Genomic DNA, 15,086 nt, shown 5'->3' with positions numbered 1-15,086 from the left:
TGGTGCCCGGGGCCGGACTTGAACCGGCACGATCTTACGATCGAGGGATTTTAAATCCCTTGTGTCTACCAATTCCACCACCCGGGCGACACAATTTTTGTTTTCAGTTTATGGAGGCGGGTCCCGGAGTCGAACCGAGGTAGACGGATTTGCAATCCGCTGCATGGCCACTCTGCCAACCCGCCATAATCAGCTAAACTTTGGAGCGGCTAACGAGACTCGAACTCGTGACCCCAACCTTGGCAAGGTTGTGCTCTACCAACTGAGCTACAGCCGCTTATTTGCATCCAGCACTATGAAGCTTTTATTTCACAGTGTCCCTGAAAACGAGGCGCATTTTACAAAGTATTGAGAATGAGTCAATACTTAATTTAAATCTTTTTTCTAACCGCTCAAAATAACAGCTATCAGAGCTAAAAATAATCGTTTTTCTCGATAATCTTTGTTTTGTTGCTAATTGACTTTAAATTCAGGCCACGCCGCTTTTAAATAAATCAGCATAGACCAAAAAGTTAAAACAACCGCGACATAAAATAAAGCAACACAAAACCAGAATTGAATGCCGCTTAATGGCATTAATAAGCCAAAAATAGCGCCCATTTGAGCAAAGGTTTTATATTTACCAATATCGGATACTTTAACCGCGGCTCGTTTGCCTAATTCAGCCATCCATTCACGTAAGGCGGAGATTAAAATTTCCCGACATACCATTACAATGGCTGGTAAAGTCATCCAATAAATATTGTAATGCTCAACAATTAATCCCAGCGCTGTCGCCACCATTAACTTATCCGCTACTGGGTCTAAAAATGCGCCAAACGGGGTAGATTGCTGCCATCGCCTAGCTAAATAACCATCTAACCAGTCGGTTGCTCCGGCTAAAGCAAAAATACCGGCTGCAACATAAGCGCCCCAAGCAACGGGTAAATAAAAAAACAGAACAAAAAACGGGATTAAGATAATTCGAAATACCGTTAATAAATTAGGAATATTCCACATCTAATTAATCTTATTGCTTAAACTTTGGTTATTGTCGCACTAATTAACCGGATATGCACTTAAGAAAAATACCTTGATAGGCAAAAATCCAGCATCATTTAAAATAAATATGGCTTAAACCAACTTTTATTTTGGGCATAACCGGTTAATTACTTCGGTTAACATTTAATGTGTTTTATCATGCAGATACGAAAAAACGGTTTCTGCTAATTGGCGGCTAATGCCCGGCACTTTGGCGATCTCATCCACCGATGCGTTTTTAAGCTCCTGCATACCACCTAAATATTTCAGCAAAGCTTGGCGTCGCTTAGCGCCAACACCTGGGATAGATTCAACACTGGATGTAGTTTTCACTTTTTGCCGTCTGGCTCTGTGGCCGGTAATCGCAAACCTGTGAGACTCATCACGAATATGCTGAATTAAATGCAGCGCAGGCGAATGTGATTCTAAATTAAGCGTTTGATGACTGCCCGCCAAAATTAATGTTTCTAAACCGGGTTTACGGGTTACGCCTTTAGCTACCCCCACAAGCAGGGGCATCTTTCCGCTCCAGTTAGCAAAATGTGCTTCTGCCTGAGCTAATTGCCCTTTACCACCATCAATAAAAATAACATCCGGTATTTTATTATCTGCCAGCGAGCTTTTATAACGACGACTTAATACTTGCGCCATAGCTGCATAGTCATCACCCGGAGTGATCCCTTCAATATTATATTTACGGTAATCGGTTTTTAGCGGGCCACTGCGATTAAATACCACACAAGATGCCACTGTCTGTTGCCCCATTGTATGGCTTATATCAAAACATTCTATTCGCTCAATTGGCTGCGCCAACTCTAAAGCTAAATCTAAAGCCTCAAACCGCCTTTGCATCGACAAAGATTCAGTGAGCCTTGTATTAACCGCATTTTGCGCATTGGTTGATGCCAGTTGCAGATATTTATATTTTTCACCTCGACTGGGTACAACCAGCTGTACGGATTCTTGATAAAGCTCTTGAATGGCTGTTTGCAAACCGGTCTGTTCAGAAAGCAGTTGCGGTAAAATAATTTCTTTTCCTGGTCGCCTACCGTCATTTTGGTTTAAATAATATTGTGCAACAAACGAAGTTAATACTTCTTCAGCTTCTGACGATTTGGGCATTTTTGGGAAAAAACTTTTACTGCCCAAAATTTTGCCGTCACGAATAAATAATAAATGAATACAAGCCACACCATGCTGATAAGCAAAACCGATAATATCCAAAGCTTTATGATTACCGGTCACATATTGCTGTTCCTGAACTTTACGCAACGCAGCGAGCTGATCCCGATACTGTGCTGCTTTTTCAAACGCAAGTGACTGGCTGGCAGCATCCATTTTATCCACCAGTAAATTAATCACTTCCTGACTGCGCCCTTGCAAAAATAGCTTCACTAACTGTACTTGCTCGTTATACGCCTCATCCGAGACATAACCGTCAACACAAGGCGCTAGACAACGTTTTAGCTGATATTGCAAACAAGGTCGGGTTCTGGCCTGATAATAGCTGTCTTCGCACTGGCGAACCGGAAAAACTTTTTGCATAACCCGTAAGCTTTCACGTACGGCACCACCGGATGGATAAGGCCCAAAATACTGACCCGCATTTTTTTTAGCCCCACGGTGAAATGCAAGTCTTGGATGCTGATGATCAGAAACCAAAATAAAAGGATAAGACTTATCATCTCTGAGCAGCACATTATATTTAGGTAAAAACTGCTTAATGTAGTTATTTTCTAAAATTAAAGCTTCGGTTTCAGTGTGTGTAACAGTGACATCAATATGGTGAATCTGCCGCACTAAAGCGACTGTTTTTTGATTGGTTAAATTACTACGAAAATAAGATGATACCCGCTTTTTGAGGTCTTTAGCTTTGCCCACATAAATAACATCACCCGCTTTATCATACATACGATAAACGCCGGGCTGCTGGGTTAAATTTTTTAAAAAAGCGCTGTAATCAAATTCGGTTTGAGCCACAAACAAAACCTATTTAGCTTAAAAATACAGATATGATACGTGGAAATAACAGAAAAGTTTAGCTGGCTGATTAAACAAGCAGTTATAAGCTGCTTGTATCTAACATATTATATTTAATCGCTAAATGAGTGAGTTCAACATCGCCACTTACTTTAAGCTTTTCAAACATGCGGTAACGGTAACTATTAACGGTTTTAGAACTTAAACTGAGTTTTTCAGAAATATTTTGTACTTTTTCACCGCGGGTAATCATCAGCATTATTTGCAGTTCACGCTCTGATAAACTGTCAAATGGGTTTTCATCTTGCCCGGCAAATTGAGATAAAGCTATTTGCTGCGCAATTTCTGGGGCTATATATCTTTGCCCTGAATGAACTAAACGGATGGCTTTGATCATTTCATCTGGGCAAGCACTTTTGGTTAAATAACCAGCCGTTCCCAGTTGCATTACTTTATAAGGTAATGGACCTTCAGCATGTACAGTTAAAAAAATCACTTTGGTGTCGGGACAAAAACGAACAATTTTTTTGGTTGCTTCAATCCCACCAATCCCAGGCATATTCATATCCATTAATACAATATGCGGATGGTGCTCACGACAAAACTTAACCGCTTCTTCACCGGTTTGCGCTTCGCCAACAACTTTAATGCCTCTGACTTCGTTTAAAATACGACTTATCCCTGTCCTCACTAATTCATGATCATCAACTAAAAGGATATTTATCAAGCCTAACTCCAAAAGAATTATGTGGACAAGTAAAAAAACATGGAGCCTGTTGACGTTTGATGTACAAATTTTGTTCTAACTAAAGGCAGCGTTTGTTTGGCATTTCTTCTGTGTTATAGCTCATTTATGTAGCTCACTACACGTCAATCGCTATGCCTTGGATAAATACCAAACAAACTGCTGAAAAATTGTACTCAAAAGATCAACAGGCTCCAAACTGAATCTCAGTTTGCTACCCGTGATTGTTAGCAAATTATTAACAAAAGTAAAGTCTTATCTGCAGATATATTCTAACTCTGAATATAAAGATTGTGAATGTATAACTAAATTAATATAAATATAGAAAAAACCAGTTAAGTTTTTGAATTCTTAACTGGTTTTGTTTTAAGGCTTAATCGCAAGTTACATTGGGACTCTGACGTGTTTTTGGCAAAAAATTTATCCTACTCACAGCTAAACCAAATTGAGCCTGAGAGCTTAAAGCTAGCAAAATATTTGCTTGGTTGATTTGCTCTGCCGATAAATCAAAACAAACCAGCGGAATATAAAGATCATGCCATTGGTTATCCGCTAATTGATTTAAGCGACTGCTCATATCAACCGATTTACATGCGTTGTCTGAATCACATAATAAACTTAATTCCAGCGCGCTATCTAACATACCCTGACGCTTTAAATTAAGATGCAATACATTGCCAGATTGTATTTTGTCGGATAAATCTAATAGCGACTTGTCGTCAGTCTGTATTTTAATTCCGCTCTTTTTAATGCCGTCAAACTCAACTAAAAATGCATCTTCTTGCACTCGCTTATCTATCGTGCGGTAACTAATACTATTTAGCTTTGCAGTATTCGATTGAATTAACTGACTGGCAGTTGAATTAAATAACGTAAATGACCAGGGGTTTATTAATTTACCGGAAAATATTTCAAAAAATTCAGCATCTTGTTGTTTAATATAATTTTCCGCCAAATTATCAGCAATCAATTGAGTATCCTGATAAGTTAAACCGTAACCGTAAGCAAATAATGGATCATAATCAGCATCATACCGGTTTACAATTTGATTTGGTTGTTTAGGCCATGAAAAAGATAATTTACCTTTAAAATCATGCTGAATTTGACCATGACGATCGGTTAATAATACATCCGCAACAACCTTACCCTCTGAGCCAGGTAACCAAGCAGCAACAAAAGCATCACTTGCATTTAATTCAGCATTCACCCACATTGGACGCCCACTAATAAATACAGAAACAACGGGAATACCAGCCGATTTAAGCTTGTTAAGTAAAGCTAAATCGCTTTTGGAATCTGGCTGATAAACCAAGTTTTCTCTGTCGCCAACCCCTTCCGCGTAAGGCTCTTCACCAAATACAACAATCGCGACATCTGGTTTTTGTGAATAATCACCTTGTGCATTTAACTCAACCGAACCACCAGCCGCATTAACCTGAGCTTGAATGCCATCAAAAATTGAGCTGCCACCTGGAAAATCCGTATTTTCATTTTCAGTACCTTGCCAAGTTATGGTCCATCCACCTGATTGTTTGCCTATATTATTTGCCGCATCGCCGGCTACCAAAATATTCATATTAGGGTTAAGGGGTAAAATATTTTGATTATTTTTTAATAAAACCAAAGACTCCCGTACTGCCTGAGCGGCAATTTTTCGGTGTTCAGGGTGACCAATTAATTCGGTTTTACCCGCTAAAATTCGATTTGCCGGACTTGGTTTATCAAACAAACCCGCTCTAAACTTAACTCTTAATATTCGGCTAACCGCGTCATCAATGCGGCTTATCGGAATAATACCGGCTTTGGCCTGCGCCAATGTATTTTCATACAAAGATTTCCAGTTGCCCGGAGCCATATAAATATCTAAACCAGCATTAGCAGCCTGCGGACAGTTTTCATTGGTGCAGCCGGTTATTTGCCCGTGCCCATTCCAGTCGCCAACAACAAAACCATCAAATCCCATCTTATTTTTTAATACTTGCGTTAATAAATAATGGCTTCCATGTATTTTTTCACCATTCCAGCTATTAAAAGATGCCATGACAGATTGTGCGCCCGCCGTTAATCCCCCCACATAACCCTGAGCATGAATATTAAATAAATCAGCTTCGCTTGCGGTATTATTGCCCTGATCAACGCCGTTTTGAGTACCACCGTCGCCAACAAAATGTTTAACCGTACTAATAACCTGTTCGTCGCCTAAAAATCCAATTTTTTCATCACCTTGTAGCCCTTTGACAATTGCGCTGGCGTATACTTTTACAATATCTGGGTCTTCTGAGTAACCTTCGTAAGTTCGCCCCCATCTATCATTTCTAACCGTTGCAACAGTCGGCGCAAAAATCCAATCAATGCCTGTTGCCATAACCTCTTTAGCGGTTGCTTTGGCGATTTGCTCGATTAACTCTGGGTTATTAGCTGCGCCCAAGCCAATATTATGCGGAAATAAAGTCGCCCCAATCACATTATTATGACCATGCACAGCATCCGTTCCCCACATGGTTGGAATACGGCTACCATCCAGTGAGTCATCCACAGATGCCTGATACATATTTTCGGCTAGTTCAATCCAATCTTGCGGCGTTGAATGTTTGTTATTGTTTGGAAACGCACCGCCACCATTTAAATAGGATCCAAAACCATATTGACGCATATCCTCAACCGAAATATCACGAATTTCAGGTTGAATCATTTGAGCAATTTTTTGCTCTAACGTCATCTGAGCTAATAAGTCTTTTACTTTTTGTTCAATAACCGGATCGGGCTTAATTGCCGAGTGAATTTTTGGCCAAATTTGAGTTTGCCCAGTTTGTTCAGATTGAGTTGGTAATTTTGATTCATTTTGCTGCGAGCCACAGGCAATAAGACCTGCTACAGCCGCAGCAATAAATGAAAGCTGCTTTAATTTTTTCACAATATTAACCTCAATAAATCAGCCAATTGGCAAAATATTGTTATGCGCTGATGAAATATTTAAAAAAAGAGTGAAGGGGGATAATGCAATATCCCCCTACAATAAAGTACCGCGGTTAAAAACTATAACGGGCACCCACTGTGTACCTTGGACCATACTGACGGGCAAATAAAAACTGCTCCTCAAAACGTCCATAGCCTTGCTCGGTTTCGTTATTGATATTTAAGCCATCAAAAAACACAGTGAAATTTTCATCAATGTCATAATTAATGCTTAAATCCCATTGTCCAAAAGCTTTAGCAAACTGAGGAGGTGCTTCTGATGAGCCTTGCGACTGGCCTTGCCCAATTAAATAGGAATCACGCCATGCATAAGTGGTTTTAATAGACAAGCCATCTTTTTCATAAAACAACTGGAAGTTAGCCGAATCACTTATGCCAGGTAATACGGTTTGAGTATCTAAAATATAAGGCTGATACTTAACATCGCCATTAACGATTGTCGCATTTAACGATGTACCAAAGCCTGATTCTCCAAACATGTGCTGAATCGCAAACTCAGCACCGTGAACTTTACGAGTTCCTACGTTTTCAGGTGAACTGACTGACCAAACTAATAAAGGATCTGTTGATGGGTCGGCTGCAATAGCGCCAGCCGAATCACCATGGCCATTTTCCAGCAATTGAGCATGAATTGCTGAGTCTGTCGCTTGCTCACCACGGCCTTCTATTTGAGCTACTGCCTGATTATATCTTTGCCCTTTGTAAACATCATAAACGCCATCTAAAGTCACATCGACCGTTGCTGAATCAATCCAATCATCAACTTCTTTAGAAAATAAACCAACCGAAATATAACTTGCGTCTTCATAGTAATATTCCAGTGATAAATCGATATTAGTCGATAAGTATGGTTTTAAATTAGTATTACCTCGGCTACCGGTTCTTGCTCCAATTTTTGGGCTACCAGTGTAAGATGCACCGCCTAATAAAAAACCAAGCTCAGGCCGTGTCATACTTTTACCGGCAGAAAAGCGCCCGACTAAATCATCAGTTAAATCAACTTTAATATCCAACATAGGTAAAACAACATCATAACCACCTTCATTAGTGACTTTTTGTAGCTCACCATTTCCGGCAAAGCGGGTAATCCACTCAGATGCTGACGACCAAACCACTTGTTCAACTATTCGGCTTTCTGAAGGGCTAATTACCTCTGATTCCTCATAACGGATCCCTGCATTGATCTGCACCGGAAAATTTGCCACATCAAAATACCATTCGCTTTGTAAATAAGCAGCTTTGGTTTTTTCTTCAACTAAACTGCGTGGCGCAATTCCGGATATACCAGCAACAAAAGCATCTGTTTCACCCACAACATCTGCGGTTAAATAAGCCTCGTGAATGGCTATCGCTTGCTCAAAATCATAAGTGTAATAATAATTTGGAGACAAAGCATGACCGCCACCGGCAAACTGGTCTAAAAAACCTCCGGTATCATGTTTGGTAAACATAGTATCAGGTAGCATATTAACAAAACTTGGACTAAACCCAGCTTTACCTAACAAACCACTCCATTTATCTTGTCCAGAAAGCTCTTGTTTTGTAAATGACACCCCACCTTTAAGTTTTGCCAAAGCGCTGGATGATGGATTTGTCCAAGTTGTGTCTAATTGAACTTGTTGTACGCTTGATTCACCTGGTGTATGCGTAAATTGACCAAAGTTAGAATCAATTTCGCTTGCTGTTAATTGGTTAGTTCCGTTTTCCCAAAGAATTTCAAAATGAGGTATTTCACCTGTTCGGTAATCATAAATTTTAGTTTCAAGCTTATCTGAGCCTAAAATAATTTGCCCATTACTTTTAATCCCTTTATCTTTACCATTATCTATTTTGCTAACAGAATCATGCATATCAAGCTCAACATGAATATTGTCTGTTGCTTGCCAATCAAGGTTTAAACCAATTGAGCGTGAGTCAACCTCAACGGTTCCCCGATTCATTGTAAATGAACCATCATCACCGGCTATATCGGCATAAATTGCAGTTCCGTTTTCATCCAACTCATAGGCATTAATATTGCCACCAAAATTATTCCAAATCCCCCACCCCGTTGTTTCAACACCGGTTGTTGCTAATGAGCCAGTATAATCTGTGGTAATAATTAAATTGTCAGTTGGTTTGTACTGCAAAGTAATTTGACCATTAATTCTTTCACGCTGAACATCGCTGTAGCTATAGTTCATATCTTTTGGAAAAAAATGGCCTGCTACTGCATTTCCATCGTCATCAATAAATGCCGCAATGGGATTGCCGTCAGCGTCAGTTGCGCGATGATCTATTACTTCACCAGAAGGTTCACTCGGCAAATCAACATTTGCATGCCACCCTTGAATACTGGCTGATTGTTGTTGAAAATCACGTCTGTGATAGGAGAAATTCGCCGAAATCCCAAATGTATCATCCATAAATGTATTGCTGTATAACGCGGCGAATTCTGGTGTAAAGTCATCGCCAGCAACATTAGAGGTGTCGTTAATCAGCTTACCCATGACACTTAATTTTTCACCCGGCGATTGCAGTGGTTTGGCGGTCACAATATTAACCGTTGCCCCCAAGCCACCGGTTGGTGTTTCTGCTCTGGCTGTTTTTACAACTTCTAAAGTTGAGACCCCTTCTGAAGATAAATTTTCAAAATTAAAAGAACGAGTAAACCCAGTTCCCGGCATTTGACGACCATTTAAGGTCACTAAATTAAAGTGAGGACCAAAACCACGTACTGTAATTTCACTACCTTCTCCATTACTGCGACTAATGGTAACACCGGTAATTCTTTGCAAAGACTCAGCTAAATTAGTATCTGGAAATTTCCCCATTTCTTCAGCTGAAATGGCATCCATCACCCCAAATGTATCGCGCTTTAAATCCATAGAGCGCACTAAACTGCCACGAATACCTTTAACTGAAATCACTTCATCAACTTCAGCCTGTTCATTTTCTTGAGATAAAACCTGATGGCTAAAACTCACTGCTAATACAGCACTAATACAAGTCGCAAGTGGTCTTTTAAATAAATTAGTATTGTTCATAATTTGTTACTCTTTAAATTGATTAATAGAAATTAAGTGTCTGATATTTTTATTCTTTTGTTTTAATCACAAAATTATCAATCCGGTATTTAGCGCCTTCACCTGCACCCCAAGCCGGAAACACCATCACCACATCAATCGCACTTAAATCTAAACCTGCATCAAATAAAGTTTGTAACGAGAAAGTGTAGGTTTGCCATTGGTCTAAAACCGGAGCTGCGCCCTCTTCACTTTCGGTTAAATTAAGCTCTACAGCTGTTGCTGCATCTGCCGCTTCAATTTTAAATAACCACGCAGCCGAAGTATCATTTGGCATAGAGGTTACTTTCATTTCAAATTGCACCATGCCATTCGCTAACAAATTAGATGCATCCAAATAAACATCGTCATCCGCCAATATGCCCATTACTGTTGGTGTCGCGCCAATTTCAAACTCAGCCACCATACCATGTGCGGTATCATCGTTAACAACGGCTGGTGTTGAATCGCCACAGCAATCCCAAATTGACCATTGCTCTAATGCCTGATCAGCAAACAAGACATGACCGGCAAAACTTTCTGATGCGTTAGGATCATAAATTTTAACGTTATCTACCTGATAAATTGCGCCTTCACCTTTGCCCCATTCAGGAAAAATCATCACCACATCAATCGCACTTACATCTAAACCTGCGTCTGCAAAAGCAGATAACTTAAAAGTGTAAGTTTGCCACTCGCCAGCAATCGGAGCATGGCCTTCAACACTGGCTGTTAACTGAGCATCCGCAGCACTAGCCGCATTATCAGACTCCACTTTAAAAAACCAAGGTGCGCTACTATCAGCAGGCATAGAAGTCACTTTCATATCAAACTGGAAGACTCCATTTGATAAAATACCAGTTGCATCAAATGGCTCTGGATTAACCCCTTCGGCTAAAAATTCGGTACGAGAAACAAACCCCATGACAGTTGGCGTTGCACCAATGGCAAATTCAGCCACCATGCCATACTCAGCATCAGTAGAATCAACAACCATAGGAGTAGAACCACCACAACAATCCCATAAAGGCCAAGTCTCTTTTGCAGCGTCTTCAAATACAGTTAATTTTGGCGAAACATTCGCATCTGATGCGATTTTAAAATTAGTAATTTGATAAACCGCGCCTTCACCAGCACCCCAAGCAGGAAATACCATAACCACATCAATCGCACTTAAATCTAATCCAGCATCCGCTAAAGTTTTTAAATCAAAGGTGTAAGTTTGCCATTGTCCGGCGGTTGGTGCAGTGCCCTCATTACTGGTCGATAAATTTAGCTCTGCCGCTGTACTTGCACCTGCGCTTTCCACTTTTAATAACCAAGCAGTAGAAGCATCACCCGGCATTGAGGTGACTTTCATGTCAAAACTTAATTTACCAGTATCAGCCATAGGTGAAGCATCAAACGGACTGGCTTTACCACCAGTTTCAGGATCAATAAATTCAGCACGTGAGGTAAACCCATTTACAGTTGGTGTTGCACCAACTGTAAATTCGATTACGTCGCCTTTTTCAGCATCGCTGACAATAGCTGGCGTTGAGCCGCCACAGCAATCCCATGCGGGCCAGTTAATATTGGTAGTACCATCAAAAATCGTTAAGTTTTGGGCAACACCTGTAGAAGGCGGAGATGGGATAGGCGCAGCCCCTTCAACTAAAGCGCCACCGTTTTCGGCATCTAGAAAATAGTTTTTAGGAAATGTACCGCAACCATCACCTGTATCAGGATTAAGACTGCATTGATAAACCCGAACATAATCAATCTCAAAGGTTTGCCCGTTAGCAAAAGCACTGGCATCAACACCAAGATTATTAACATTCTCCGGCCAGTTGCCACCAACCGCTAGGTTAAGGATCATAAAAAACTTCTGATCAAACGGCGCACTATCCCAATGAGTCGTTAATTCGCCTGACACCGCATCATAATATTCGGTATACCAACCTCTGTGCGCTAAACCTACAGCCTGATCTTTAGAGTTATATCGCACTTTTGATTTACGCTGAGTAGCAAATAAAACATCGTCTACATACCAACGAATTTCGCCTTCTTGCCACTCAACCGCATAAGTATGGAAAGCATCTGCCGGATTAACCCCATCTGGAAATTGGTATTCTTTTCCACTACTATCATTATTTGGCCAAGCTTGACCATAATGCAATGTACCGTGGGTACGGTTTTCAACATTACCTTCGCTATCTTCAACTTTTAAATTAACCGCTTCCATAATGTCGATTTCACCAGAAAGTGGCCAGTCACCATAAACAGAATTAGTTGGCATCATCCAAAATGCAGGCCAGCTACCTTGACCACTTGGTAATTTGGCTCGGGCTTCAAACCGGCCATATTTAAAGTCGGCTTTATACTGAGTGACTAATCTTGCCGAGGTATATTCTTTTTCTGCGCCTTCTTCAGCCGGTAAAGCGACAATATTTAGTGCACCGTCAGCAACAAATGAGTTTTCTGCTGAATCGGTATAACATTGTCTTTCGTTATTACCCCCACCAGCACAGTTAACTTCGTGACTCCATTTTTTACTATCGATTTTGTCACCGTCAAATTCATCCTGCCAAACAAGCTCCCATCCGCTGGATAATTTTTCCGGCTGGTAATTAGAAGTATCTGTATTGGTTTCTACACCGCCACCACAACCCAGCAAAGTGCTGGCAGAAGCAATTGCACAGCCCATTGCTAATTTTTTTGCAGCTAATTTCATAATATCTCTACCTAAGTTCAAACGGTGTACTGATATTTCCACCGTAGGGTTAATTAACAATTAAGAATATTTTTAGTTATTAAATTGTTAATTTAATATTGATACATAATTAAATTTAGCTCAATTCAAATGCGCTATACAGCCTTTTTATTGCGGTAAGTTATTAAAAATAATAAAAATTAAGATGAAGCGAGACATAATCACGATAACAGGTGACGAGCCAATAAAATGGAATAAAATAAGGGCAAAAATGATGGTAGATAAAAAATAAAATGCAGGATAACCCACCAAAAATTTAAGTTATCCTGCATTAATTATTTCTTAATACGCAGACTATGACTTGTAAACGATTAGAGTTGTTTTGATTCTAAAAATTGCTGAATGGCGGCACTATAATTACGACTCACCTTTAACTGAATGTCACTCCCAAGCTCAAGAATACACTCGCTGTTACGCAAAGTTTTAACCCTTTGCACATAGTTGATATTGACCAAAGTAGATTTATGAATACGTTTAAATACTCTTTCATCTAGCTCCAGCTCTAGTTTTTTCATTGTAATACGAACAATATGAGTTTCACCTTGAGTATGAACACACATATAGTCACCGGCAGCATCTATCCAGCGAATATCACTAACGGATAAAAATATTTTTTCGTTATCACTATTTTTAATCACCAGCTCGCTGGCAAATTGGGTCGGTAATGGCGTATCTGATTTAAGCCAATCTTCTAGCTCACTAATTGAAATACCGGAGGTTTCTTTTAATGCATTTAATAATCTAAATTTTTCAGCTTCGTTATGTTTAGGCTCAACCCGCTGCATAATTTTTTCAACCGTTTTTTGCAGCCGCCCTAAATTAACGGGTTTCATCACATAATCAATTGCATTTAGCTCAAATGCATCAATGGCATATTCACCATAAGCACTAACAAAAACAATTAAAGGCATAATATCGGTTTGCAAAGCCTGCACAATTTCAATTCCGTTTAACCCAGGCAATTGCAAATCTAAAAATAAAATATCTGGTTGCAACTGTTGGCAAAGTGTAATCGCCTGATCGCCATCCTGCGCTTCGCCAATCACATTAATTTCTGGAATTTTTTCTAGCCTGAGTTTTAATCCTTCTAAAGCTAAAGGCTCATCATCTACAATTACGGCAGTTAGTGCTTTCAAGTTTGTCATCTTTAATTATTTTTCTAATGGAATATTAATCAGCACACTGGTGCCTTTGTTATCGTTTTCTGTCATTTGAATTTCAAAATCTCCATTAAACATAGCATCTAATCTGGCTTTTGTATTACTCATGCCAATGCCAAATCCCTGATTCACTTTTTCACTCTGGCCATAGCCATTATCGGCCACCATAAGTAATAAGCGCTCCCCCTGAGCTTTTGCTGTAATCTCAATACAGCCAGCCTCTTTACGTGGCTCTATTGCATATTTAATCGAGTTTTCAACCAGTGGTTGTAATAACATGCTTGGTAACTTACAGCTTAAAACCTGCGGTTCTATTTGCATAACCAATTGTAAACGTTCGCCAAACCGGATTTTTTCGCATGACAAATATAACTCTAATAACTCCAACTCTTTATTGAGGGTAGTTTGTGGTTTGGTATTTTTATCCAGCGTATAACGCAAAAATTCGCATAGCTTATCTAACATATCATTGGCTTTATCATTTTCATTTTTATAGATAAGTGTAGAAATGGCGTTCATGGTATTGAACATAAAATGAGGGTTGAGCTGATATCTGAGCATTTGCAACTGGGCATCTTTAGCCGATGTTTGCGCGCGTAATAACATTTCATGCTCTTTTTGCAGTTTGGTATTGTAAAGCATGATAAAAAAAATCGCAGTCCAGACAAACATAGTGGTTAGCGAAAATAATAACCAGCCGCCGAATTCCAGCATGTTCCATGCCTGATTCCAGTGCTGCTGATAAACAATTACTTTATAACAACTTAATTTAATTACGTTATAAATTAAACCAAGTACAGCAGCAGAAAAAAAGCTCAGGAACAACGTTTGTTTAAGCGGTAAATGAACAATTCTGCGGATCAGCAGCCATTGTAAATAAGATAAAGTGAAACCGCTTAACGTTTCTACCAATAAATTAAGTAATTGTCCGGCTAAATTAAAATCAGGATCTTCAAATTGAGGGTGCACAATCGCAAAAAATACGATAAGCGCATAGGCCATCCAGCCACTAATTTGTAAAGTCCAAAACTGTCGACGTTGACTAATAAAAGCCTGCGACTCTAATTGAAGAATATTTTGCTCGTGAGCCTGCTCACTCATATCTGATGAATCAATCATATAAAATAGAATTTACACTATACAACATTTTTTAAACATAACGGATGTTTTAAAAAAAATATGAATTATGAGATGAGCAGAAATAAATTTGCGATAACAGGGATACTGACCGAAAAATTAAACTAAAACTAAGCTGAAGTATTAGCAGAATTGAAGAAAATAGAATTAGGAGTAACAACAAAGGAATAATAAAGAAATGGCGGTGAGGCAGGGATTTGAACCCTGGGTACGCTATTAACGTACGCTGGTTTTCAAGACCAGTGCTTTCAACCACTCAGCCACCTCACCGC

Annotated in this window: 8 protein-coding genes and 4 tRNA genes; all 12 read right to left on the bottom strand. The window is 39.6% G+C overall.

Annotation, left to right across the window (positions count from 1 at the left end; all coding sequences use genetic code 11):
- Nucleotides 1-87: transfer RNA gene (locus N7931_RS18165), tRNA-Leu, on the bottom strand.
- 24 nt (nucleotides 88-111) lie between these two features.
- Nucleotides 112-185: transfer RNA gene (locus tag N7931_RS18160), tRNA-Cys, on the bottom strand.
- A gap of 16 nt (nucleotides 186-201) precedes the next feature.
- A tRNA-Gly gene (locus tag N7931_RS18155) sits at nucleotides 202-277 on the bottom strand.
- Nucleotides 278-453: 176 nt separating this feature from the next.
- A complete protein-coding gene (gene pgsA / locus N7931_RS18150; protein WP_262795763.1) occupies nucleotides 454-999 on the bottom strand; it encodes a CDP-diacylglycerol--glycerol-3-phosphate 3-phosphatidyltransferase in 546 nt (181 codons plus the stop codon).
- Nucleotides 1,000-1,164: 165 nt separating this feature from the next.
- Nucleotides 1,165-3,000: an excinuclease ABC subunit UvrC gene (gene uvrC / locus N7931_RS18145; protein WP_262795762.1), complete on the bottom strand. Its 1,836-nt coding sequence runs from the start codon at nucleotides 2,998-3,000 to the stop codon at nucleotides 1,165-1,167.
- Nucleotides 3,001-3,082: 82 nt separating this feature from the next.
- Nucleotides 3,083-3,727, bottom strand: a complete 645-nt coding sequence (gene uvrY, locus N7931_RS18140) for a UvrY/SirA/GacA family response regulator transcription factor (protein WP_262795761.1) — start codon at nucleotides 3,725-3,727, stop codon at nucleotides 3,083-3,085.
- Between the two features lie 391 nt (nucleotides 3,728-4,118).
- Nucleotides 4,119-6,659, bottom strand: coding sequence for a glycoside hydrolase family 3 N-terminal domain-containing protein (locus tag N7931_RS18135; RefSeq protein ID WP_410369362.1), 2,541 nt, complete (start codon nucleotides 6,657-6,659; stop codon nucleotides 4,119-4,121).
- 115 nt (nucleotides 6,660-6,774) lie between these two features.
- Complete coding sequence (locus N7931_RS18130) at nucleotides 6,775-9,747, bottom strand: TonB-dependent receptor (RefSeq protein ID WP_262795760.1); 2,973 nt, start codon at nucleotides 9,745-9,747, stop codon at nucleotides 6,775-6,777.
- A 49-nt stretch (nucleotides 9,748-9,796) separates the two neighbouring features.
- Nucleotides 9,797-12,478, bottom strand: coding sequence for a glycoside hydrolase family 16 protein (locus N7931_RS18125; protein ID WP_262795759.1), 2,682 nt, complete (start codon nucleotides 12,476-12,478; stop codon nucleotides 9,797-9,799).
- Between the two features lie 350 nt (nucleotides 12,479-12,828).
- Nucleotides 12,829-13,662: a LytR/AlgR family response regulator transcription factor gene (locus tag N7931_RS18120; protein ID WP_262795758.1), complete on the bottom strand. Its 834-nt coding sequence runs from the start codon at nucleotides 13,660-13,662 to the stop codon at nucleotides 12,829-12,831.
- A gap of 6 nt (nucleotides 13,663-13,668) precedes the next feature.
- Nucleotides 13,669-14,796, bottom strand: a complete 1,128-nt coding sequence (locus tag N7931_RS18115) for a sensor histidine kinase (protein ID WP_262795757.1) — start codon at nucleotides 14,794-14,796, stop codon at nucleotides 13,669-13,671.
- Nucleotides 14,797-14,993: 197 nt separating this feature from the next.
- A tRNA-Ser gene (locus N7931_RS18110) sits at nucleotides 14,994-15,084 on the bottom strand.
- Nucleotides 15,085-15,086: the final 2 nt, after the last annotated feature.

The organism is Catenovulum sp. 2E275, from assembly GCF_025515275.1.
Classification (GTDB): domain Bacteria; phylum Pseudomonadota; class Gammaproteobacteria; order Enterobacterales; family Alteromonadaceae; genus Catenovulum.
This window is presented reverse-complemented; position numbering and strand designations above follow the sequence as displayed.